Origin of the sequence: Maribacter sp. TH_r10 (assembly GCF_033101095.1) — a bacterium.
GTDB lineage: Bacteria > Bacteroidota > Bacteroidia > Flavobacteriales > Flavobacteriaceae > Maribacter_A > Maribacter_A luteus.
Genome location: NZ_JAWMPY010000002.1, coordinates 779,701 through 803,921, shown reverse-complemented (window position 1 = coordinate 803,921; position 24,221 = coordinate 779,701). Strand labels below are relative to the sequence as shown.

At 38.7% G+C, this 24,221-nt stretch carries 18 protein-coding genes and 1 tRNA gene; 11 read left to right on the top strand and 8 right to left on the bottom strand.

The window, feature by feature from the left end; all coding sequences use genetic code 11:
• Positions 1-14: 14 nt before the first annotated feature.
• The 7 genes from R3X28_RS08865 to R3X28_RS08835 all read left to right on the top strand — a co-directional run bounded on the left by R3X28_RS08865 (position 15) and on the right by R3X28_RS08835 (position 15,280).
• Positions 15-1,661, top strand: a complete 1,647-nt coding sequence (locus R3X28_RS08865) for a RagB/SusD family nutrient uptake outer membrane protein (RefSeq protein WP_317664001.1) — start codon at positions 15-17, stop codon at positions 1,659-1,661.
• A 104-nt stretch (positions 1,662-1,765) separates the two neighbouring features.
• Positions 1,766-3,814 carry a glycosyl hydrolase 115 family protein gene (locus R3X28_RS08860; protein WP_317664000.1) on the top strand — a complete coding sequence of 683 codons (2,049 nt, stop codon included), beginning with the start codon at positions 1,766-1,768 and terminating at the stop codon, positions 3,812-3,814.
• 10 nt (positions 3,815-3,824) lie between these two features.
• Positions 3,825-6,152, top strand: a complete 2,328-nt coding sequence (locus R3X28_RS08855) for a GH92 family glycosyl hydrolase (RefSeq protein ID WP_317663999.1) — start codon at positions 3,825-3,827, stop codon at positions 6,150-6,152.
• A gap of 141 nt (positions 6,153-6,293) precedes the next feature.
• A complete protein-coding gene (locus R3X28_RS08850) occupies positions 6,294-7,955 on the top strand; it encodes a hypothetical protein (protein ID WP_317663998.1) in 1,662 nt (553 codons plus the stop codon).
• A gap of 146 nt (positions 7,956-8,101) precedes the next feature.
• On the top strand, positions 8,102-9,418 hold the full coding sequence (locus tag R3X28_RS08845) for an alpha-L-fucosidase (protein ID WP_317663997.1): 1,317 nt from the start codon (positions 8,102-8,104) through the stop codon (positions 9,416-9,418).
• A gap of 46 nt (positions 9,419-9,464) precedes the next feature.
• On the top strand, positions 9,465-10,769 hold the full coding sequence (locus tag R3X28_RS08840) for an alpha-L-fucosidase (protein ID WP_317663996.1): 1,305 nt from the start codon (positions 9,465-9,467) through the stop codon (positions 10,767-10,769).
• A gap of 458 nt (positions 10,770-11,227) precedes the next feature.
• The gene (locus tag R3X28_RS08835) at positions 11,228-15,280 is read left to right on the top strand and encodes a two-component regulator propeller domain-containing protein (RefSeq protein ID WP_317663995.1); all 4,053 of its coding nucleotides are present in this window, start codon (positions 11,228-11,230) and stop codon (positions 15,278-15,280) included.
• Between the two features lie 127 nt (positions 15,281-15,407).
• Here R3X28_RS08835 and R3X28_RS08830 read toward each other — a convergent pair whose 3' ends face one another.
• The 3 genes from R3X28_RS08830 to R3X28_RS08820 all read right to left on the bottom strand — a co-directional run bounded on the left by R3X28_RS08830 (position 15,408) and on the right by R3X28_RS08820 (position 17,038).
• Positions 15,408-15,776 carry a DUF1801 domain-containing protein gene (locus R3X28_RS08830; protein ID WP_317663994.1) on the bottom strand — a complete coding sequence of 123 codons (369 nt, stop codon included), beginning with the start codon at positions 15,774-15,776 and terminating at the stop codon, positions 15,408-15,410.
• 281 nt (positions 15,777-16,057) lie between these two features.
• The gene (locus R3X28_RS08825) at positions 16,058-16,660 is read right to left on the bottom strand and encodes a YkgJ family cysteine cluster protein (protein WP_317663993.1); all 603 of its coding nucleotides are present in this window, start codon (positions 16,658-16,660) and stop codon (positions 16,058-16,060) included.
• 304 nt (positions 16,661-16,964) lie between these two features.
• Positions 16,965-17,038: transfer RNA gene (locus R3X28_RS08820), tRNA-Met, on the bottom strand.
• Between the two features lie 223 nt (positions 17,039-17,261).
• Between R3X28_RS08820 and R3X28_RS08815 the strand changes: the two genes are divergently transcribed.
• Entirely contained in the window at positions 17,262-17,645 is a 384-nt protein-coding gene (locus tag R3X28_RS08815; RefSeq protein WP_154367241.1) for an START-like domain-containing protein, read from the top strand.
• A gap of 61 nt (positions 17,646-17,706) precedes the next feature.
• Complete coding sequence (locus R3X28_RS08810) at positions 17,707-18,552, top strand: aminotransferase class IV (protein ID WP_282054745.1); 846 nt, start codon at positions 17,707-17,709, stop codon at positions 18,550-18,552.
• 23 nt (positions 18,553-18,575) lie between these two features.
• Here the strand turns inward: R3X28_RS08810 and R3X28_RS08805 are convergent, their stop codons facing one another.
• The 5 genes from R3X28_RS08805 to R3X28_RS08785 form a co-directional block, all read right to left on the bottom strand.
• Positions 18,576-19,136 (bottom strand): YqgE/AlgH family protein, encoded by a 561-nt coding sequence (locus R3X28_RS08805; RefSeq protein WP_154367245.1) that lies wholly within the window; start codon positions 19,134-19,136, stop codon positions 18,576-18,578.
• Between the two features lie 111 nt (positions 19,137-19,247).
• Positions 19,248-19,520, bottom strand: a complete 273-nt coding sequence (locus R3X28_RS08800) for an HU family DNA-binding protein (RefSeq protein WP_109655149.1) — start codon at positions 19,518-19,520, stop codon at positions 19,248-19,250.
• A 175-nt stretch (positions 19,521-19,695) separates the two neighbouring features.
• Entirely contained in the window at positions 19,696-20,664 is a 969-nt protein-coding gene (fmt, locus tag R3X28_RS08795; protein ID WP_317663992.1) for a methionyl-tRNA formyltransferase, read from the bottom strand.
• The gene (locus R3X28_RS08790; RefSeq protein ID WP_317663991.1) at positions 20,636-22,543 is read right to left on the bottom strand and encodes a RecQ family ATP-dependent DNA helicase; all 1,908 of its coding nucleotides are present in this window, start codon (positions 22,541-22,543) and stop codon (positions 20,636-20,638) included. The genes fmt and R3X28_RS08790 overlap by 29 nt, the downstream gene beginning before the upstream one ends.
• Positions 22,543-23,106: an AAA family ATPase gene (locus tag R3X28_RS08785; RefSeq protein WP_154367251.1), complete on the bottom strand. Its 564-nt coding sequence runs from the start codon at positions 23,104-23,106 to the stop codon at positions 22,543-22,545. Before R3X28_RS08785 ends, R3X28_RS08790 begins: the two co-directional genes overlap by 1 nt.
• Positions 23,107-23,194: 88 nt before the next feature.
• Here R3X28_RS08785 and R3X28_RS08780 point away from each other — a divergent pair, with 88 nt between their 5' ends.
• Entirely contained in the window at positions 23,195-23,482 is a 288-nt protein-coding gene (locus R3X28_RS08780) for a DUF493 family protein (RefSeq protein WP_154367253.1), read from the top strand.
• 85 nt (positions 23,483-23,567) lie between these two features.
• Positions 23,568-24,221, top strand: a complete 654-nt coding sequence (locus tag R3X28_RS08775) for a DUF4290 domain-containing protein (RefSeq protein ID WP_154367255.1) — start codon at positions 23,568-23,570, stop codon at positions 24,219-24,221.

The following is a 24,221-nucleotide window of genomic DNA, read 5'->3' as shown; positions in this document are numbered from 1 at the left end:
AAAATATAGTAAAGATGAAAATATATAAAAACATAAAATCTATAATAACATTGGTGGTTATTTCAATGTTGTTTAATGCTTGTGATGAGTTTATACAAGAGGAAGCGTATTCTGATGTTACAAGTGAAACTTTTATTAATGAAGATAATGCCGATCAGTTAATAATTGGTGTTTATACAGCAACTAGGGCCGTATACAGAAACCATGGCTATAAATTTGCCGGAACGGATTTATTTACTACCAAGAGCGAGTTATTTGCGTTTAGTAGCACAAATGATTATACAAATTTTGTAGCTCCTGAAACGAATGGTGTATGGAGTGATAATTATAATGTAGTTGCCAAAGCCAACACAGCAATCAATCGTTTTGAAAACCAAATTGATTGGAGCGATATTAATTTGAACAATAAAACGTATGGAATAGCACAAGTACGTGCATTAAGAGCTTTGGCATTTTTTAATTTGGTTGTACAATACGGTGGTGTTAATCTAGATCTGGAAGAGCCACTGAGCATTCGTAATGATTATGTACGCTCTTCAGAAGAAGAAACTTTCTCATTAATAATTAGTGAATTAGAAGCAGCTATTCCAGATTTGGAAGATGACCCAGAAATAGGCCGTTTTTCTGTAAGGGCGGCTCAGCACTTGTTGTCTGAAGTATACCTTACAAGAGCTTACAAAAGTTTTGGCTCTAGTACTGATTTTCAAACCGCAGCAGATTTAGCGGTACAGGCTATTGGTGGGTATGATATTAGAACCCAGACTTTCGCGGAAGTCTTTGATTATGCCAATCAAGTAAATGATGAAATTTTATTTGCGGCACAGTGGGAGAACAATGCTTTTGATGAAGATAGGAACAACAACAAGCACTCCTTATTTATGTACAATCTATTCGATTATCCGGGCGTAAGTCGTTCAAACCAATATGGTACATCGGGAGCTAGCTGGATGATGACGCCGTACTTCTACTCTTTATTCGAGGATAATGATACCCGTGAAGCGGCCACTATACACCGTGTTATTTATGCAGATGAGGATTCTGCTTGGGAGGACGATGTGATTATTCCAGGAGATACAGTGGTATATTTTCCTAAAGAACCACTTGAGATCGCAGAACTTACTGATAAGTTAGACAGGTATTGGGTATATCAACCCGATGAATACCTGTGGGGTAAGCCAGATGATATTGCGGGAGTAAATTACACATATTCATCAAATCCATATTTTGTAAACTTCCCAATTATGAAAAAGTTTGATGATGAGATTTATTTGGACGAAAATGGAGGTGCTCGTGACACGTTTATTTTTAGAATTGCCGAAACCCATTTATTGGCTGCAGAAGCCTTTCTCGGAGCAGGTAATACGGAATCTGCTTTAACTCACTTAAACAGGGTAAGAGAGCGCGCAACAGGAGTCGTAGACCATTATACTACTATAGATTTAGATGTTATTTTAGAAGAGAGAGCTCTTGAATTAGCCGGAGAAACCAATAGATGGGCGGTATTAAAACGTATGGGTAAATTGGAAGAGCGTATAGAATTATATAACCCTCATGTAATCGACCATGGTGCTTTTGATGCGGCAACTCATTTATTACGTCCCATACCAACAAGAGAATTGGCCCTTTCCCCTGGTACCATGGAGCAAAACCCTAATTATTAGTAAGATTTCAATAGTGTTTTTTTGAGTTAGTTTGTATAGGCAGGCGAATTTATGTCTGCCTATATTTTAATCGTCAACTATTTATATAACAATCCATTAAAATCGTGAAATATTTTAATTTAAAACAAATAACGGTATTAATTTCTTTTGTGGGATTTGCTTTTATTTTTTCTTGTACTACTCTAGAAACCAATACTTGCTACTTGGTGGTTGGAGACTCTTTGTCTACAGTGGAATTAGGAGCTGTAACTGATTTGAAATCAGATTTAGATAAGGTTGTTGATGGAGATGTGCACTTAATTTCTGAAAAAGAAGAATTGCCTAAAAAAGGTGATTTTTTCGTTATAGGTACAACAAAATCAAATTCGCTGATCAAGGAATTATCATTTCAACAAAAAATTAATTTATCGGAGGCTATACCAGGATCCCGTGGCGGTATCTGGTCCAAGGCAAAACTTTCTTCAGGGCAAGAGGTAATAGTTATCGGTGGTTCGGATGTTCAGGGATTGCAGTATGCCGTTTACGATTATTCCAAGGAAATATTGGGTGTAGACCCCTTGGAATATTGGACAGGTAAATTACCAAGTAAAAAATCGGGATTGGACCTTTATGATTTTCAACCAAGAACCATTCCCCCCCCAAAAGTCCCATTGTTGGCTTATTTTGAAAATGATGTGGATGAGTTGGCCAATTACAGGGGGAAACTGTTGGAATACGATTGGGAAACTTACACCGAAATGATCGATGCTTTGGTTCGTATGCGTTACAACGCCATTCAATTATTTGATATGTTGGGAAGGCCTGAATTTTTTATAAGACCTGAGTACAAAACATTGAAACCAGACTATCAAATTGATATTGCCTATGTAGGGAAAATGATTGACTATGCCCATGAAAGGGGCATGAAAATCGCCGTAGATTTTAATTTGGGCTATCAAATCCATCCCATGCCGGCTGAAAAAGCGGATTGCTGGAAAACCTATAAAAATGATTGGTTGGAGGCCTGGCGTTATTATTTTGAGGAAACACCATTGGCAAAAACCGATATTTTCATTCTCCGTCCCCGTCATCAAGTATGGGACTGGAAATATGAAAGTTCTTGTGGCGAAAATAAGATTGATGTTTTTAATGAGGTTTATAAGGCTTTCGGCAATTTGGTCGATGAATATAAGACGGGTGCCACAAAGGTTTTGGTGTGTTATTCCGATGGAATGGAAATGTGGAATAGCGGATTTAGGCCTCCCAAAGATTGGATCGTTTTGTGGTCCGACCATGGTTTTGGTGATTTTGAACATCTCCCCAACACTACGGATGGGTACGATTTTGGCACCTATATGCATGCAGGGTATTGGTTGAACCATACGGTACACAATCCTTACCCCGAAAAGGTTGAAACAGTTATGAAGGAAATGTTTCAAAATTATGATGCGGATGCCTTTTGTTTGGTAAATGGACAAAACTTCAGGCCCTTTTTATTGAATCTGGAAGCCTATAGTGCTGTCTGTAATGACCCTGAGACGTTTAATGGAGGTGATTTTTATAAGAACTGGACCGAACGTTTTTTTTCAAAAGAAGTTGCTCAACATGCAGTGGCTTCCATGAAATGGCTGCATAAGGCTCAAGAAGGACGAAGGGGTTATGTGGAACATTTATGGGAAATCAGGGAGGCGGTATCCTATTTATCAAATGCACCTATAGAAAGACCTGGGAAAACACCGATTCCTTTCGATTATAACCGAGTGGAAAGTGATTATCAAACCACGATTCAAAGCAATGAAATCATACAAAAATCATTGATTGAGGCTAAAAAGGGTTGGGCCTTGGAACAAAGTGATTTTTACCATGCCTACATTTTGCTTCCCGTACAATTGTACTCGGATTTACTTGCATTTGAAACTACCCTACATAAAATGGCTGTATTAAAACGGCAGTTTGAAACATCCAAAAACCCAAGTTTTTTAGAAGAATCAATAGCGCTGGTTCCTGTTGCCAGGGATCAATTGGCTAGGATTTTTGAGCACAGGGAATCGGGAGATCTGGATAAAAAATGGAACAATTGGTACTCCATAAAATTACGAAGACAAAACAATGGTTTTCCCACTGTGGAAATGTTAAATGACATCGCAGCCAATTTGAATAAAATGACCTTATAAATAGAACACCATGAAGCTGACCCAAAGCCTTAAAAGCATATATATAGGAATTTTATCTTTATTGCTCTTCTTTTCTTCTTGTGAAGATAAGGTGGAGAAATCAGAATTGAAGGATAAGGTACCTCCAAAAGATTATACGTCAAAAGTTTACCCACAATTGGATACTGAAAATTCCAGATGGTTTTTCTTCTCTTCTGCCAGCCGGCCATTCGGAATGGTGAATCTAAGTCCAGATACTCAAATTGGAGGTGCCTGGGGCAGTGGTTATAGGTATAAAACCGATACCATTAAAGGGTTTAGTCACATTCATGCATGGCAGATGTCCGGTGTATCGGTCATGCCGGTAACGGTTTCGGAAGGGGATAGGAAGACAATTTACACAGATTTTTATTCAAAATTCAACCATGAAACGGAACAAATAGATCCAGGGTACCATTCGGTAGATTTGGATCGTTTCGATATTGGGGTAGAATTAACGGGCACCAAACGCGTAGGGTTCCATCAATATACCTTTCCAGGGCAAAAACAAGCTGCAATATTGTTTAATTTGAACACCTTATTGGGCCCCTGTAAAAATTCCGGGGGTAATTTATGGCAGAATAAGAACAATGAACTTTCCGGCAGTGTGGTCATGGATCCTACACGTAGGAGGCCCAAGCCACTTACCGTATATTTTAAAGTTGAATTGAATACCGATATCACTTCGATCCAACAAGATTCGGATACAGGAAATTACCTGGTCAATTTAAAAGGTGTGGAGAAAAAGGTTTTAATGAAAATCGGAATTTCGTATACATCGGTTGAAAATGCCGATAACAATATTGAGGTAGAATTGCCGAACTGGGATTTTGACACCATTGTTTCGGAATCCAAAGCCGAATGGAATGGGTTATTGGGTAGGATAGAGGTTGAAGGGGGTTCTGATGAAGAGCAATCACGTTTTTATACCGATTTATGGCATGCTCTTCAAGGTCGTCGTATCATTAGCGATGTTAGTGGGACTTATCCGGATAATACGGGTGAAACGTTCAGAATAGGGCAATTACCACTTGATGAAACTGGTGCGCCAAAATTCAACCATTATAATTCCGATTCGTTTTGGGGTGCACAATGGACCCTCAATACCCTTTGGGGCTTGGTTTATCCCGAAATTATGGAGGATTTTGCCCATTCGTTAATGCAGTACTACAAAGACGGGGGAATGGTTCCCCGTGGCCCCTCGGGAGGTAATTATACCTATGTAATGACAGGTGCTTCATCCACACCATTTATGGTTACGGCTATCCAAAAGGGAATTATCGATGAAGATTTGGAGGGTGTTTACCAAGCCTTAAAGAAAAACCATATGCCCGGAGGTATTATGGAAAAGTCGGGTTATGAGCACCTTACAAAATTAGGCGGGGGATTCAAGTATTATTACGAAAAGGGATTTGTACCTTATCCCATTCCGGAGGGCGATTTCGGTGGTCACCAAGAAGGATCCAGTTTAACCATGGAGTATGCCTATCAAGATTGGACCTTGGCCCAATTGGCAAAAAAGCTAAATCATCAAGAAGACTATGGGTATTTCATTCAACGATCAAAAAACTATAAAAACGTTTTTGATACGGAATCGGGATGGATGCGTCCAAAAGATATAAGCGGGCAGTGGCGAAAGGAATTTGACCCTTACCAAGTGCAAATAGGTTTTATAGAATCGAATGGAGCACAATCCACTTGGTTTGTTCCCCACGATTTAGAGGGGTTGGCGGCATTGATGGGGGGTAACGATAAAGCCGTTGAAAAACTGCAAAATCAATTCATGAAGGCAGAGGAACTTAACTTTACTTCCGGTAATTCACATGCCCAAGAGCTACATCCTGAATACCGACGTATTCCTATAAACTATGGTAACCAACCTTCCATTCAAACCGCTTTTGTTTTCCATAAATTGGGAAGGTACGACCTTACCCAACAATGGTCACGTAAGGTGGTTGCAAAAGCCTTTAGCGGTTTGTCGCCAGCAACAGGCTATAATGGGGATGAAGACCAGGGATTAATGGGGAGTTTGGCGGTTTTAATGAAAATAGGCTTGTTCCAAATGAATGGTGGTACCGATCAGGATCCCGAATATCAAATAGGAAGCCCCATTTTTGATAAGATCAGTATTAAATTGAACCCCGATTATTATTCAAATGCCACATTTACCATTGAAACGGTCAATAATAGCAAGGAAAATGTATTTGTGGCATCAGCAGTTCTGAATGGGCAACCGGTCAATGGGTATGTAATCCGTCATAGCGATATTATAAAAGGAGGAAACTTGGTTCTGAAAATGACAGATAAAGTCAATGAATAAACTTTAAAATAAACGACTATTAGATTGTTTATACTACTAAAAAGTTGGTACTATGTTTTCAATACCGGGTATTTAGGGTTCCTATGAAGCCATCGGCTATTTTAATTGATCGGAAATTTCGAATGCCAAGATAAACCTAAGATGGTTCAAAAGAAGGTGAAATACATTTTATTGGTCACGATCGGGGTATTGGCGTTATTGATGTTATTCAATAACAAGCAGCTTCAGTCACAGGTTTTTGGTGCAATAAATTACCGTGATGTAGGGATTAAGCAAGGCAATGTCACTGTTCCCCATGAAAGGACTTTGGAATGGAAAAATGAGTCGATTTTTGCCGATAGTATTTATAAAATCATCGCAAAAATGCCAATTACCGATGCGATGTTATTGAAAAAAGGGAATACCACTCGCATTCTTTTAGCCAGATTGATGCTGGGGCAACATATTTCGGAAGTCAATGAAACCATACAAAAGATGACCGTTTGGGGCAATTGTGGTTCGTCTTGGCCACTGAACCCAAAGGGGGATTATGATTTTCCCCTAACCATCCTTACCACTATTCTTTGGAAATTTGGAGAACGCCCCGATTTGGTATATCCGGAAACCAAAAATCATCTTTTAAATGTGTTATTGTCGGAAGAGGGCAATACGTTTAGCTATACGGTACCCAAAACCTTGGGTCAGGTAAAGGAAACCGAAAACCATATATTGATGACTGAAGGATCCAGATATCTAAAAAATCGATGGATTAGATTACATGGAAATACAGATAGCTATTATAACAATATCCAAAATGGCATGGAAGAAAAACTTTTATTGTTTTTGGATGAAATGAAAACCAACGGACTGTATGAATTCAACTCCATTCCGTATCTGGGATATACCATTACTGCTTTACTGAACCTAGAAGCTTTTGCTTCGGAAATAGTAAGGAAAACGGCTAGGGAGGTACTCGATTACATTAATTGGGGTTATGCCTTGAATAGCCTTAATTTAAAACATTTCCCTCCAATGCGAAGGCGATATGAAAAAGCGGGCATTCAGGAACTCACTACCGATTACCACGCGGCGTTTATAAAAGCTTGGCTCAGTTATTCGGATATGGAAAATTACGACAAAAACCTTGGCAAGGCTGCAATACACGCTCTTATGGGGGCATGTATGCCCTATCGCCCGGCAGATAAGTTCGTTTCCATGCTTTTCGATAAAAAAGACGGGTATTTTATCCGTCAGGGTCATGGTCCCGAAGCTTCACCTGAAATTAGCAGTACCGGGAAGAATTTTCTACTAAGTGCAGGAGGGGTGAACAGGGGTGAACGATCGTTGATTGTGACCAGACCTATTTGTTTGTTCCTCAACGATCGGGAAGATCAGCTGTCGGAAATATTCCACCTTGCCGGACCAGGGGATGATTTTATGGATTGGAACAACACGGGGGTATATAAGAACTTTTCCTGTGCCGCGGGTCCGGTATTCATTCCCAAGAATGTGGATGTCATAATCAAAAAAGGAAGTTGGGCCGTCTATTCAGGTCCCAAAAATGTAACCATCGTTGTTTATTCCACGCCCCGTTTTGGGTTAATGGCATTATTCGAAGGTGTTGGGTCTTCGGCGATTTTCGAAAAAGTCTTAAAAGAAAACCCTGACCCTGAAGTATTGAAGGGACAATTCCAATTTCCAGACGGCCCATTGTTGACGTACGATGTTTTCGCCCTAAAAGACCAATGGGTAATGATATCGGAAGATGGTAATAAGCTCGATCGGGATTTTGATTCCTGGTCATTGATTGAAGGGGATTTGTGAATATTGAAATTATGACAGAGGGAAAAAGGAATTCAATCCTGACATATAAATGTAATCCATAATGGATTTGGATAAATAGGAAAAGTGGACAATATCGGACCTGTTTGTGCCATACCGTTCTTAAAATTTAATTTAATGATAAAGCCATGATCGCGTACAAAAGATACCTTACAGCCACGTTACTGTGTTTTATAAGCACGTTTGTTTTTAGTCAGCTAAAGAATAAACCCGAGCTTAATGGGCAATTCATGGATATGGGCTTCGGGATATTCATCCATTGGAGTTTGGATTCCCAATTGGGTAGCGTAATTAGCCATTCCCTGGTCGGGGCTTCGGAAGATTATGTGCAACGTTATATGGAAGAGCTTCCCAAGACATTCTATCCAAAAGATTTCGACCCCGATGAATGGGCAAGACTCTTCAAATTAACGGGTGCGGAATATGTGGTGTTTACCACCAAACACCATAACGGTTTTTGTATGTGGGATACCGAAACCACCGATTTCAATATCATGAATACACCCTACGGTAAGGACATTACCGGCATGTTGGTGAAGTCTTTGCGTAAATACGGTTTAAAGGTCGGATTCTATTTTTCTCCGGAAGATTTTAGTTTTCTCCATAAACAGGGGCATGTCATTTCCAGAAAAGGGGAAATGACCCAAATCACCAAGAACAAAGCGCTTTTCGAATATGATAAAAGGCAAGTAAAGGAATTGGTCACTAAATACGCCCCTATTGATGTCATGTTTTTTGATGCTTTCAGCACGCACCCCATGGCCCAATATGTACATTCGTTAGACCCGAATATTGTGGTAACCCGAGGGGAAATGAGTACGCCCGAACAAAAAATACCCGGTGGTGCGCAACCTGGCCCATGGGAAACCTGTATGACCATGGGTACGCAATGGGCCTACAAACCAACCAACGAAGTATATAAAAGTGGGGAGGAACTAGTAAATAAACTCATTGAAATAAGGGCGAAAGGGGGTAATTTTTTAATGAACGTAGGACCAAAACCAAACGGGGAGATACCCATAGAAGAAGAAGAGCGATTAAGGGAAATTGCACTTTGGATGTTTGTAAATAATGAAGGGGTCAAAAAAGTAAGGACAGTACCCACCCAAATTAAAGATGGGGATATATGGTTTACAAAAGCCAAAGATGAAAATACGGCCTATGCCTTTATTACGAATCAACCTGAATGGTTTAAAGGAAAAAGAAGGTTGTTTTATATCCATAACTTGAAAACGACAAAGGATACCGAAATTTCCATTTTGGGGCAGAATGATTTGATCGTGGAATATTCGCCCAACAACTTACCGGAATCCCGTTTTAAGCAACAAGACCACAACGTTGAAATCTCAATAACCAGGGCCCAAAGGGTGTATAACAACAAAATTTGGCACAACGCCATAGTAGTGAAATTAACCCATGTAGAGTTTATTGATAAACAGGATTGACCTAACCGTTTTAAACCAATTTGTTTCAATTAAAAAATACTGAAGAATGAATTCAAATCGAAAATTTACAGTTATACTTTTTTTTGCCATAAGTTTTTCAACTTTTGCACAACTCAGGAATAAGCCTGCCATCGTGGAGGACTTTATGGATATGGGCTTCGGGATATTCATTCATTGGAGCATGGACTCACAACTGGGAAGCGTTATCAGTCATTCCATGGTTGGGGCTTCTGAGGATTATGTGCAACGTTATATGAACGAGCTCCCAAAAACATTTTATCCTGATAAATTCGACCCCGATGAATGGGCAAGATTGTTTAAATTAACGGGAGCCGAATATGTCGTATTTACCACCAAACACCATAACGGGTTTTGTATGTGGGATACCGAAACCACCGATTTCAATATCATGAATACCCCTTACGGAAAGGATATTACGGGTATGTTGGTCAAATCTTTAAGAAAATACGGCCTAAAAGTCGGGTTGTATTTTTCCCCTGAGGATTTTAGTTTTATTAACAAACAAGGACATCTTATATCTCGAAAAGGGGAAATGAGCGGTGTTGACAAAAACCCGGAATTATTGGCCTATGATAAGAAACAAATAGCGGAGTTGATTGAAAACTACAGTCCGGATATCATGTTTTTTGATTCCTTTAAAAAAGCAGATATCGTTCAGTTCGTACATAAGAAAGACCCAAACATTATGGTGACGCGAGGGGAAATAAATACCCCAGAACAGAAAATACCTGACACCGCCATTCCCGGACCTTGGGAAACCTGTATGACCATGGGTACCCAATGGGCCTACAAACCAACCAATGAAGTTTATAAAAGTGGAAAGGAACTTATTAACAAACTTATCGAAATTAGGGCGAAAGGCGGTAATTTTTTAATGAATGTGGGTCCCAAACCAGATGGCGCCATACCCATTGAGCAAGAGGAGCGTTTGCGTGAAATTGCACTATGGATGTTTGTGAACCAAGAGGGGGTTAAAAACGTAAGAACTGTTCCAGGACTCATTAAAGACGGCGATATATGGTTTACCAAGGCTAAAAATGAAAACACGGCTTATGTGTTCATTACCAACCAACAACATTGGTTTAAAGGTTTCAGGAGGAATTTTTTACTGAAAAACATCAAGGCGACTAAGAACACACAGGTTTCTGTGCTCGGGCAAAATGATAAAGTGGTAGAATATTGGCCGGAAAACGACCCAAAAACTACGTTTGTCCAACATAAGGATAGGTTGGAAATATCGGTAAGTAAGGCACATAGGTTATACAATAACAAGATTTGGCCCAATGCCATTGTGGTAAAGGTTACCAATGTTGAATTCTCTGAGTTTTAAATGGCTAATTTAGGATTCATGAAAGGTTGTCTTTAGAAGAATGTGCCCCCATTGGCGATGATTTGGATACTATAAAAAAAGTTGAACGATTGGTGCCCTTTGCAAGGAAGGAGGTCTGGAATTTATTGTGATTATATTCAAGCTTTACCCTCGATTCATAATGTTCAGTGCACCTTCCGATCATGACCCATAAGGGAGGGGGAATAACACTTCAACTTCCGAAATCAATAAGGGATTGGGAAACTGTAGATGAGAACGTTGATAAGAAGGATAAAAAATAGTATGTAGGATCAAGAATCATTAATTTTATTGAAAATTGAAAATAGATTCGAAATTTGAATCTAAAGGTATTCGCTAAATTTTGATTTCAATTTGTTGTTTAAGCATTAAAAACAAGAAGTGGGTGATGCTACATCCATCCCATTGGAATAAGTACCTTAATCGCTAAAAAAAATTATATGGCATTTCGTTTCGTCATGTTTTCCATGATGTTATTCTTTTTATGTTCTCAAGCACAGGGCGTCAAATTTGAACACTATAATGATAACAGTGGTTTGTCCCATAATTCCGTACGCCATTTGGTTCAGGACAATCATGGTTTTTTATGGATAGGCACTTTTTCCGGGCTTAACCGTTTTGATGGTTATGAGTTTAAATCGTATGTCAGCAATTCGGAAGGGGAAAATAAAATCAATGACGATGATATCACCGCCTTGGAACTGGATGCGGATTCCAACAACCTGTGGATCGGTACCCGTAGGGGATTGACACTTTTGAAGCTGGATACCTATCAATTTACAACATTCTTAAATGAAGAAAGGAACCCCAATAGCTTACCCGATGATGAAATCCGTTCCGTTTTTGTGGATGTGCACAATCGGGTTTGGGTGGGTACAAAGGATAAAGGGCTCTATATATTTCATTTGGAGGAAAATAGGTTCGAAAAAATAAATCTGCCCGGTTTTAAATATATCAAGGAAATCTTTGAAGATTCATCCGGAAATATTTGGATCGGTAGTTTTGGAACAGCTTCCGTAGCAAAGATAACACTCCAAAGTAATGGGGAAATACAACGAACTTCTTCCTACACCCTGAATTTCCCTAATACCGTTGAGGTAAATCCATATTTGAATTTCATTTATGAAGATGGGAAAAAGGATATTTTCATAGGTACTAGAGAGGGGCTGTATAAATTGAATAAAGATGAAAATAGATTTGAAAACCTTTATATCGAGAACAGTGAAACAAGGGATGCCTTAGGACCTTATTTTGTTTCCGTTGCCCAATCGCCCGATGGTAAATACTGGGTGGGAACCCTTGGGGGGCTCTTGGTCTGTGATCGTTTGGAAGATATCCCCAATGGTGATTTTAAGCGGTATTATTCCATTTTGACCGATCAAACCTCGTTGGTTGATAATCTGGTTTCATCCCTTTATTTTGATGCTTCAGGTATTTTATGGATCGGCACCGAGGATGGCTTGGATAAATATGATCCTTATATGAACCAATTCAACTTCAACAAGGATATATCAAAATTCATCGATGGTCAAGCCCCTAGAATTAGAGGGTTTGCCAAAACGTACAATAATAATATTGTGGTGGCGACCAGACATAACGGTTTATTCATTAATGAAAATGGGCAGTTTGTCCCACTTTACCATAATCAAAGTGATATCGCCAGTATATATTCGGATGATGGTAAGGTTTTTTATTGTGGATTGTGGAATGGTCGGGTATTGATATATGATTATTTAAAGAATAAATCGACAGTGGTTGATATTGGTTTTGAAGCGGTGCCCATTTCTGCAATCAAGAAAGTACAGAACGATAAACTCGTTGTGGGGTCTTTTGGTCAAGGGGCGAAAATGATGAAAATACATGGTTCGACCATTTTACCTTATAAAACCAATATCTTGGATGACGGTGATATAAATGCGATTATTACCGACAGCCTTAATAATATTTGGTTTGCCACCGAAGCTGGGGTGGTAAAGTATAGTATTACCGAAAGAATAACCTATACATCCCCATTAAATGGGAAAGAAGGTTTGCCCCATAATAATGTTAGCGATATTATTTTTGATAACACCGGAAGACTTTGGGCGGCAACCCGAAATGGGCTGGGGTATTTTGATGTGGACAAGAATAATTTCATGCCTTTGGACGATTACAGTGAATTGGCGGGCAAATGGGTGACCGATTTTCTTTTGGACGCTAATGGGAATTTATGGTTGAACGTGAACAACAATAGCGTAGCTTGGATAAACCCTAGTACCGATAGTTATAATATCTATCATGTAAATAGTGGGAATAGATTAGATTTTTTCAGTTCCCGTGGATTTTTTAATTATGGGGAATCCAATATCTATTTGGGTGGAAAGAATGGTATCATATATTTCTCGCCCTCAGGCATTATCGAAAATCAAAATTCTCCCCGTCCCATGATCACGGAAATAAAAATTGAGAATGAGATTATACTACCCGAAAAGGAAATAAATGGTGAAATACCCCTTAAAAAGGACATCAATGAGACTAAAAGTCTAACACTCAGTTATAAAAACAGGAATTTCTCACTTCAATTCTCGACACCTTCCTATACCAATGAGCGCCGTAATAAGTTTGAATACATGCTTGAAGGTTTTGATGATAATTGGATAACGACCACTAGTAACTCCAGGACCGTTCAGTATACCAATCTGTTTCCGGGAAATTATAATTTTAAGATCAAATCAAGTAACAGTGATGGCAATTGGAGTGAGGCCGTATCCTATAATATTAGTATCGAACGGCCATTTTGGTTAAGCTATAAAGGAATATTGATCATCCTGGCCCTTTTGTCCATTTTGATTTATCTATTACGACGACAATTGAAACTGCGCTTAAAATTAAAGCAGGAATTACTTTTGGAAAAGGTAAAAAGAGAGCGAGATGAAAAGCTGAATAATGAAAAACTTCGTTTTTTCACCAATATATCGCATGAACTAAGAACTCCTTTAACTCTTATTTTAGGGCCTGTTAAACAATTATTGGAGCAAGAAAGTATTAATTCGTACAGTAAAAGCAGGGTCGATTTGATCCATCAAAATGCGAATAGGCTATTGCGACTGGTGAATCAGATCTTGGATTTTAGAAGGGCGGAAACCGGGGAACTGAAACTAAAAGTTGCTAAAACCGATTTATTGACAACTACAAATGACATTTTCAATTCTTTCCATGAATTGGCACAGTCCAAGAACATCAGTTTTAATTTAAATGTAGAAGATGTACCTCAGGAGTGCCTGATAGACGTTGATAAGTATAGTAAAGTATTATACAACCTGTTGTCAAATGCGATGAAATTCACCAACGTTGGTGGTAATGTTGATTTGTATTTAGGGGTTTCGGAAGGAGATGATAAGAACTTGATCTTGGAGGTCAGTGATGATGGTATCGGTATTCCGGTTGAGAGTAAGGAGAAAATATTCTCAAGATTCTATCAAGCCAAAAACAGTAAGGAAAATACAACAGGTACCGGTATTGGATTGTCTTTGGTCAAGGCCTTGGTAGAAATACATAAAGGAACGATCAATGTGGAAAGCAAACCTGATTCAGGAAGTATCTTTACCGTTAAACTTCCGATTTACGATAAGGCTTATACAAAAGAAGAAAAATTCAATCCAATTCCGGTTAAGCAGGTAGAGAATAAAGTTCAGACCATGAAACCGCTTATCACAGGTTTTGGCCCTTCAGATAGTGTAAAAAAGGTTAAAACGAATACGAATATCAAAGTAAAAATATTGATAATCGACGATAATCCGGAATTAAGGAAATATATCGCAGAGTATTTATCGGATTATTACAAGGTGTACGAGGCTGAAAACGGGAAAGAAGGCTTGGAGCTCTGTAGTAAAGTAAAACCGGTATTGTGTGTCGCGGATGTCATGATGCCCGTTATGGATGGTTTTGAATTTGTTGAAACCTTAAAATCAGATGACAATATAAGTCATATTGCCGTTGTTCTTTTAACCGCTTTGGCAGAAAATGAAAATAGGATACGTGGGTATAAGATAGGGGTAGATGGTTATTTGGTAAAACCTTTTGATCCAGCATTGCTCAAAACGCGTATAGATAACATCATAAAGATCCATTCTGATTTAAAAAGGAAGTTTTCAGGGGATTTGGAGAGTGATGTAATCAGTTTGGCACATTCCGAAATTGATATTGAATTGATTTCCAACATAAAGGATATTGTTGAAAGTAATATCGGAAATCCCGAATTTACATCGAGCATGTTATGCTCGGAACTGGCAATGAGTTCCTCTAAATTATATCGTAAAATAACCCAACTTACCGATATGTCCCCCAATGAATTCATTAGGACCATTCGATTAAAAAAATCAGCAACCCTACTTAAAACCAAGAATTACAACGTATCGGAAGTGGCCAATATGGTTGGCTTTAATGATCCATTGTATTTTAGTAGATGTTTTAAAAAACAATTTGGCCACTCCCCAAGCCAATTGATCAAGTAGATGGTTCAATGTGAGAATCAATAAATTTAAAGTTGCGCATCGTAAATTTCGGAAAAAGACGGAGTAAAAGCAGTAGGTATGCTTCAATCCTAATTTGTTAAATGGTAGCGCACTGAAGCCTTAAAAATCATTTAATTTTCACAGTACCATTTTTATACAATCCCAATGCTTGGTTTAAGATAGATATAATGGTTTTTATGGGTAAATCGGTAGTCGGGTCTACCCTAAGGATTTTCATTCTAGTACGGTTTCCTGCTTCTAGTTTAGGATGGGCTAGATGTTTCCCTTCTACCATCAAAATATAAGGTTCATCGGTTTTTTTATCTATCCATAGATAACAGAACATTTTGTTTCTGTAGCAAAAGCACGGCATACCGTATTTAACGGTTTCATGTAAATGCGCATCTTGATCTAGAATGAGCTGGCGTAAAGCAAGAAGACAGCTTTTGTTCGGCTCCTGTTTGTTTAAATAATAACTGTCGATTTCCTGTATCATGTTCAAGACTTATATTACTTCCATGAAATATCGATTTTCCCAGTGGTAGGGTTATTTACCGCTAATCCATTATTGTTCGTAACGAAATACTTATAAAATCGAATGACTTTATAAGAACTATTCGCACTTCATGAATTTTTGATTTAAAACAAATTTAAGAACACGTGAGGACATTTAAGGTCAGGGGTGTTTTAAATGATTCATTTAGCTGTTCCTGGGTTTGATGGCATATAGTGATTGAAAAAACTTTAAGACAAAAATTTATGTTTGAAGGGCATACTTCAAATACATTCCTTTCCAATATCGGGCATTGGCCTATAGGCATAATACTGTAAGACTTCCTCTAAAGCCATTTTTAAGGCCTTATTTACAGGTAAGATGATATTTCCCAAGTGGAAATCTATTTGATTCAATTGCATGTAATATTCGGTAAAGACGGGTATACTCAAGTCTTTTGTAATCGCTTCGGCCGTTTTGTGATAATTCTCTTGCTGTCCTTCCTTGATGATCTTACAAGTGGCCAGTCTTAATTTCCCATATTTATCAGTATTGGCAGCGAACCCAAACAACCTACAAATCAATCCACGGTATTTATAATTACTGCAACGACCTTGGTCAATAAGGGACAAGGGTTTGTAGATCATACATGTTAAATCGGTTGAATTGTTCAACAAAAGGAGTGTTTCTTCTGCCTCCCCGTTTAAAAATAGATGAAAGGCCCAAGGCAAGAATTCGAGAGGGGAAGCTTCAACATCGGGATATGTACAACATTTTCCACAACCGGAAACACAGCCGATCCCCGATGTTTGTTGAAACTTGGTGCTTTCTTGCTCCAATTGTAGAAACAGGTTTTCCACTAATTGCACCCTTTGTTCTATCGACATTGTTTTTTACCGAAGGTAGACTTAATAAGCTTGCGTGTAACATTTAATTCTGTAAAAGAAAATAATAATTTAGTAACGCCCATTTAACACCAAGCATTCAGGTAGTCTATTGTGTTGGCTTAACCAGTACTTACATATTTACCACTATCCTGGATATTTAAAATATTATATGCAATACCTGAAACTTATATTAATGAAGTATGGTGTTTCTTAAAATTATTATTCAAGAGCAAATTTGTGTAGAGGGTATAAAAAAACGGCTTGTGCGAACACAAACCGTTGATTTTATAGGTGTTGACCTTTGTAGCGAGAGAGGGACTTGAACCCTCGGCCTCCGGGTTATGAATCCGACGCTCTAACCAGCTGAGCTACCTCGCCATTAAAAATTAGTCCGACTATTACTGTTTTAATTTTCCTGGTTGTTTGTTTTGACCTACATCAAAAACCAGAAAGGAATTCAAACCCTGTCGTTCTAAGCGGCTGCAAATATAAAATTAAATTTTTTGTTCTTCAACATTCAAGTTGAAAAAAAATATTCTAACCGTTTTATTTTTTTATCATCTAGTTTTCTATATATTGCCCATACTAAATACCTATTCGAATGAGTGAAAAGACTAAATATGAAATTGAATTCGTAATACAATCATCACCACAATTATTATATCAATATCTTTCTACCCCTTCCGGGCTTTCCGAGTGGTTTGCGGATAATGTGAATTCTCGCGGCGAACTGTTCAAATTTATTTGGGACGGGGCAGAAGAGGAAGCTAAATTATTAAAACGTAAGAGCGATGAGTTCGTGAGATTTGCGTGGGAAGAAAATGAAGACGGGTCCTATTTTGAAATGAAGATCATCGTAGATGAAATCACTAAGGACGTTTCCCTTTTTATTACCGATTTTGCGGAAGAGGATGAAATTGATGAGGCCAAGATGTTATGGCAGAATCAAGTTACCGATCTGAAACAGGTTTTGGGATCTAAATAATGGATTCAACACGGAATTAAGATGTATCTTTGGCCCCGATAAAACTATCAGGGCTTTTTTTATGATCAATTTCAATGGTGAACTATTACAAAAAAACACGCATTTTCTAAATCAGGAAAACCGGGCGTTGCGTTATGGTGATTCTCTATTTGAGAGTATAAGGGTGGTAAACGGGAAGATTTATTTTCTCGAATCGCACTATTTACGTTTAATGTCCTCAATGCGGATTCTAAGAATGGAAATTCCGATGCATTTTACCATGGAATTTCTGGAAGAACAGATCATCGCTACCTTGAAGGGTAATGATCTTGGCCAAAAACCGGCCAGGGCACGCGTAACGGTGTTCAGGAACAACGGTGGTTTATATGCCCCGACATCGAATGATATTTCCTTTATTATCGATGTAAAGGAACTCGAGAATCCATTTTATGGTTTTGAAGACCAACCTTATGAAGTTGATCTTTTCAAGGATTTTTACGTGAATCCCGATATGCTTTCTACCTTAAAGACCAATAATAAGGTCCTTAATGTGGTTGGGAGTATCTATGCCGAAGAAAACGGATTGAACAATTGTCTTTTACTCAATAACCAAAAAAGTGTGGTAGAAGCCCTCAATGGCAATATTTTCCTGGTTAAGGGGAACGAAGTAAAGACACCTCCCTTGTCCGATGGTTGCCTCAAAGGTATCGTGCGTAAAAAGATTATCGGAATACTCGGTAATCTTGATGATTATAATCTGGTTGAAACATCTATTTCCCCATTTGAGCTTCAAAAAGCGGATGAACTTTTCATAACGAATGCCATTGTCGGGATTCAACCCATTACGAAATACAGGAAAAAACAATTTGGCACCAAAGTATCCAAAGACCTATTGGGTAAATTGAACACGGCAGCTAGACTATCTTAGAAATAGGGTAGGGAAGGCAATCCTTAATTTAAACTGGGGTTTTCAGGGGCATTGGACCATATTAGGTAATTACCGCCCAATTCCATCATTTTTTCCTTCCAAAAAGCAATGGAGGATTTTTGTATAATGGCACTTTCATATTCATTGGGGACAACGATCCATGATTTTGAAGTGAGCTCCTCATCCAATTGTAAAGAAGACCATCCTGAATATCCTAAAAAGAAACGAATATCCTCATCGGTAATGACTTCTTCATTGATCAATTGCACCGTAGTCTCAAAATCACCACCCCAATATATCCCGTCAGATATTTCAATGCTATTATCAATTAGGTGCGGAACCTTGTGAATAAAATAAAGATTGTCCTGTTCAACAGGCCCGCCATTGTAGACTTTAAGTGGCACGGAAATCTCCGTTACCAATTCATTTATATGGTATTCCAAAGGTTTGTTCAGAATAAAACCCACAGAACCTTCCTCATTATGTTCTGCCAATAATACCACTGATCTGTTAAAAGAAACATCACCGGTCAGAGAGGGCTCCGCAATAAGTAATTTGCCTTTATTTGGTTTTATACCAATCATATTTCCTTTTCTGGATTCTCTAAAATAAGATAATTCTTATAAACCACAAATAAGTATAAATAAAAAAACCTTGACAAGATGCCAAGGTTTTTAAAATATGGTAGTATAAAATTAGTTTACCGCTTTGCCTAAATCAGCACCTGCTTTAAACTTAACAACATTTTTAGCTGCAATTTTGATAGTTTTTCCAGTTGATGGGTTTCTACCTTCTCTTGCATTTCTTTTAGATACTGACCAAGATCCGAATCCTACTAAAGATACACGGTCACCTTTTTTAAGAGAGCCTTCAACGTTTCCTAAGAAAGATTCCAATGACTTTTTAGCAGCTGCTTTTGTGATGCCAGCGTCAGCGGCCATTGCATCGATTAATTCTGTTTTGTTCATAATTTAATTAAATTAATTGTTTTAAAATAATTTTAAACGTTAAACAAATTTATACGGATTTACCGTGAACGCAAGTAAAATAGGGGGAAATCGCCGTTTTTGTTGATAACTATGCTGGTTTGTTGATAAAGTAGGAAGTTTTTGACGTTTCTCGCAGCCCAATGACAACGGGGCTTTACGCCATTGTGGCCGTTTCCATCAATTTTAACCCATTTAGGACATCCCGTGTTTCCATTTTTCGCTTTCCCGGTAATTGAATTTCCAATAGACGTATATAACCTCCCTTTACGGCAACTTTCATTTCGGTCTTTGTGCAAAGAATACGTCCTATTGTATCTTCATGCTTTATTTCTTCCATCGAAGCCTTATAGATTTTAAGGAATATTTCCGTTCCGTCATTGACCATAGTCGTCCAGGCCGCTGGGTACGGACTCAACCCCCTAATGAAATCATAAACCTGTACAATTGGTAGCTCCCAATTGATTTTACAGGTATCCTTATGTATTTTAGGGGCACCCTTCAGATTTTTATTGAAGTCTTGTGGCGTTCTGGTTATGGTACCTTCTAATATCCCCAAAACAGTTTTATGCACGACTTCAGCACCCAAATGCATTAATTTGTCATGCAATGTTCCTGCTGTATCATCCGCAGCAATATCAATTTTGGCTTGCATGATCATTTCCCCTGTATCTATCTTATCATCTATATAAAAGGTCGTGACACCGGTTTCCGATTCCCCATTTATAATCGCCCAATTTATCGGGGCTGCTCCCCTGTAATTCGGTAAAAGGGATGCATGTAGATTAAAGGTGCCATAAGCAGGCATCTCCCAAACCACTTTCGGTAACATCCTAAAGGCTACAACGATTTGTAAATTGGCCTTTAAGGCAGACAATTCTTTTGTAAAAGATTCATCTTTAAGGTTCGTTGGTTGTAAAATGGTCAACCCTTTTTCCTCGGCATAGGTTTTAACGGCCGATTTATGCATTTTTCGTCCCCTGCCGGCTTGTTTGTCAGGAGCCGTCAGTACACCTACGATATTAAATTCGTTCTGTACCAAGGTATCAAGAATGGTTACGGCAAACTCGGGGGTTCCCATGAAAACTATTCGTAGATCATCTTTCTTCAGTAAGCTCATATTCATTTTTGGTGTTTATTCTAATTTCTTCAGTTTCCAACATGGCTTGTAAGGCCTTGAGTATTATAATTTCATCGAAAGGTAGGTCCTTGATCAATTCCCTCGATGATCTGCTCCCTATTCTTAACGAACGCGTAATTTCCTCCCTTATAAAAGTGGTCAGGTTCTTATCCAGGGCCAATTTAGCCATACATACATCGCATATGCCACATTCGGTTTGCGAATTTTCACCAAAATATCGTAGAAGCTGTTTACTACGACACACTTTCTTATTATTGATATAAGCTAAAATTGCTTCAATGTTCTTCGTCTTAATAAAGTTTAGGGCCTTTACCTTAGGGGCGAATGCGTTTATGGTTATGTCATCTTCCCTCGGGACCAAAAAAGTAATGTCCAGGTCACTGTTCTGCTCAATATAGTCGATAATCTCCGAGTTGTGTAATCTTCTTAGCGTCTCAAGCACCTCATTTTCGGTCACTTCCGCCTTTTTTGCCACCAAATGGGTATTAATTTTGGTATCGAACTCAAAAACACCCCCATATGTTCGTAAAAGGGTCTGTACAATATGCGCCAATTTTCCGTTATGCTCCAGAAAACCAAATAATTGCTCTTTCGTGGTAATAAAGCGCAATGTCGTTTTTTTGGAAAATGATTCTGATAATGCAATGACCGAATTTTGGTCCAGTATCCGAAAGGCATTGTATGTGATTATGGCATTTAGTTTATAAGCTTCGCAAAAGGCATTGAAATTCAATTGATATTTTTCATTATGTCCTTCTCCGTACGGAATTTGAAAATAATTATTAAGCTTGTTATAAACCAATTTAAGAAATGTTACATCGGGTAAAACACTTAAAAACTGGTTTTTTACCTGTTCAATATCCAAGGCATTGGTAAGCAGTACGGCCTTTGCCGATTCCCCGTTTCTACCGGCCCTACCTGCTTCCTGAAAGTAGTTTTCTATACAATCGGGAATTTGGTAATGTACCACCAATTCCACATCGGGCTTATCTATCCCCATTCCAAAGGCATTAGTGGCCACCATGGTCCTAACTTTGTTCGTAAGCCATAGATCCAAACGTTGTTTTTTATCCTGCTTGGATAATCCCCCGTGAAAAAAGGAAGCGGAGCACCCGTTCAATTGAAGGAAATTCGCAAGATCTTGTGCGGCCCTACGTGTTCGAACATAAACAATGGCGCTATGTTCAATCGCTGAACATAACTGTTTTAGGCGATGCCTTTTGTCCTGTTCCCAAAGTACGGAAAATCCAATATTTTTTCGCGAGAAAGAATCTTTAACGATAAGAGGGTTTACCAATCTCAGGTTTTCGACAATATCGGTAGTAACGGCTTCGGTCGCGGTTGCCGTCAACGCGATTATGGGTACATCGGGAATAAGCTCCCTCAAAGAGGCACATTCAAGATAAGCCGGTCTAAAGTCATGTCCCCATTGCGATATACAGTGGGCCTCGTCTATGGCAATGAGGTTAACGTTCATTTGCTGAATACGGTCACGAACCAATTCCTGTTGAAGCCTTTCGGGAGATAGGTACAGGAATTTATAATTCCCGTACAGGCAATTATCGAGTAGATTGTTCACTTCCTCAAATGAAATGCCCCCCGTTAGCGCAATGGCCTTAATGCCCTTGTTTTTCAATACTTCAACCTGGTTCTGTATCAAGGCGATCAAAGGGGAGATAACAATGCAGATTCCTTCTTTGGCCAATGCGGGAACCTGGAAACAGACAGATTTACCACCACCTGTTGGCAAAAGAGCAAGTACATCGCGATTGTCGATGACGGCATCTATGATTTTTTGTTGGGAACCCCTAAAGGATCCATAACCCCAATAGTGCTCCAAAATGGATTTGGGGTCTTTATGCATTAGATAGAGTTTATTTGATCCAAGATAAACCGGACCCTTTCTTTTACACTTCCTTTTGGAACATGCGTAACATCGTATGAAAAATTACCATAGGACTTGGCCAAACAATCATGTATTTTCAATGATTCCTCAAACGATTCAAATCGTTCATTATCGGTTACATGAATCTCTTTCCAAGGGGGCATTAAAAATATATGGTCATACCTTAACGTGCGGCAAGGTTCAGAGAAATCGGATTCGTAGGTTTGCTCAAAACAATCCATATACGCAAGCACATCCGGGATTCCACGGTCGAAAAAAACGATTTCCCGGGTAGATTTCAATGCGGAATGGTATTGGTTGATACGCGCATTCAGGATATTCAGGTTAAAACTCTTCGGATCAGGGACAGACACAATCGGGTTAGAGACCATCTTCATTTCTTGTCCTTGGGTCTTTTCCTCTAAGGTCATATCCCGGATTACCTCGTGCAAACAATGAAAACCATCTTTCTCTAGCTGCTCAATGACCGATGTCTTTCCCGTACTGGGGCCTCCAGTAATTACAATTTTCTTCGCCTTCAAATGTTTTGTTTTGGTGCTGTAAAAATACGGATTACGGGAATATTAAAAAATTGTTGTTGAAGCGCTATATTTGCATAAAATTTTGACGATGAACAAAGAGAATCCGGAGGAGTTTTATAGCCGTTTGAAAACCCAATTGGAAGAGAGTACCAAATGGCCCTCTTTATACCTTTATAAATTTATAGTACTTACCGATGCCGATAAGATAAAACAGGTACATGGCATATTCAATAACATAGGGGCCGTAATCGATTCAAAACAGTCGAAAAATGGCAAATACACCAGCTTGTCCATTCGGGTAAATCTCAAAAATCCCGATGCCGTAATCGCCAAATACAAAGAAGTAGGCGAGATTGAAGGGGTAATATCCTTATAAAATAGCTAATACAGCATAATTTTCTTATTTTGCACTCGTTATAGAAATACTTCCTATACGCTTAAAAAGCATTAAAACTTAAGATTTGAATTTAGTAGAGAACCTAGAATATAATACTGAGCGACCTAAGCTCATTATTCCCGAATACGGTCGTCATTTCCAAAAAATGGTGGATCATGCCATATCGATCGAAGATCGTGAGGAACGAAACAAAGTGGCCCAGGCCATAATCAGTGTCATGGGCAACATACAGCCCCATTTAAGGGATGTACCCGATTTTCAACATAAACTTTGGGATCAATTGTTCATTATGTCCGATTTTAAATTGGATGTTGATTCCCCTTTCCCGATCACTTCCAAAGAAGTTCTACAACAAAGACCGGAACCTCTTGGTTATCCGCAGAACTTCCCGAAATACCGTTTCTACGGAAACAATATAAAACGTATGATCGATGTTGCCGTTGAATGGGACAAAGGTGATATGCGCGACGGACTCGAGTATGCCATCGCCAACCATATGAAAAAATGTTACCTGAATTGGAACAAGGACACGGTAGACGACAAAGTGATTTTTAATCACCTATATGAACTTAGTGATGGTCGAATAGACCTTGCAAAAGATGGGGAGAACCTTACCGATAGTGGTCAATTCCTCAAAAATAGGGTTGCAAAGAACCCTCGAAGTGCCACAGGGAAGAAAAATCAAAGAAGCAATAATCGCGGTAAAAAGCGATACTAA

Bases quoted from the DNA above. Each gene is read 5' to 3' on its own strand.
- R3X28_RS08865 (WP_317664001.1), top strand. From the start codon at position 15: ATGAAAATATATAAAAACATAAAATCTATAATAACATTGGTGGTTATT.
- R3X28_RS08855 (WP_317663999.1), top strand. From the start codon at position 3,825: ATGAAGCTGACCCAAAGCCTTAAAAGCATATATATAGGAATTTTATCT.
- R3X28_RS08850 (WP_317663998.1), top strand. From the start codon at position 6,294: ATGGTTCAAAAGAAGGTGAAATACATTTTATTGGTCACGATCGGGGTA.
- R3X28_RS08845 (WP_317663997.1), top strand. From the start codon at position 8,102: ATGATCGCGTACAAAAGATACCTTACAGCCACGTTACTGTGTTTTATA.
- R3X28_RS08840 (WP_317663996.1), top strand. From the start codon at position 9,465: ATGAATTCAAATCGAAAATTTACAGTTATACTTTTTTTTGCCATAAGT.
- R3X28_RS08835 (WP_317663995.1), top strand. From the start codon at position 11,228: ATGGCATTTCGTTTCGTCATGTTTTCCATGATGTTATTCTTTTTATGT.
- R3X28_RS08830 (WP_317663994.1), bottom strand. From the start codon at position 15,776: ATGATACAGGAAATCGACAGTTATTATTTAAACAAACAGGAGCCGAAC.
- R3X28_RS08825 (WP_317663993.1), bottom strand. From the start codon at position 16,660: ATGTCGATAGAACAAAGGGTGCAATTAGTGGAAAACCTGTTTCTACAA.
- R3X28_RS08815 (WP_154367241.1), top strand. From the start codon at position 17,262: ATGAGTGAAAAGACTAAATATGAAATTGAATTCGTAATACAATCATCA.
- R3X28_RS08810 (WP_282054745.1), top strand. From the start codon at position 17,707: ATGATCAATTTCAATGGTGAACTATTACAAAAAAACACGCATTTTCTA.
- R3X28_RS08805 (WP_154367245.1), bottom strand. From the start codon at position 19,136: ATGATTGGTATAAAACCAAATAAAGGCAAATTACTTATTGCGGAGCCC.
- R3X28_RS08800 (WP_109655149.1), bottom strand. From the start codon at position 19,520: ATGAACAAAACAGAATTAATCGATGCAATGGCCGCTGACGCTGGCATC.
- fmt (WP_317663992.1), bottom strand. From the start codon at position 20,664: ATGAATATGAGCTTACTGAAGAAAGATGATCTACGAATAGTTTTCATG.
- R3X28_RS08790 (WP_317663991.1), bottom strand. From the start codon at position 22,543: ATGCATAAAGACCCCAAATCCATTTTGGAGCACTATTGGGGTTATGGA.
- R3X28_RS08780 (WP_154367253.1), top strand. From the start codon at position 23,195: ATGAACAAAGAGAATCCGGAGGAGTTTTATAGCCGTTTGAAAACCCAA.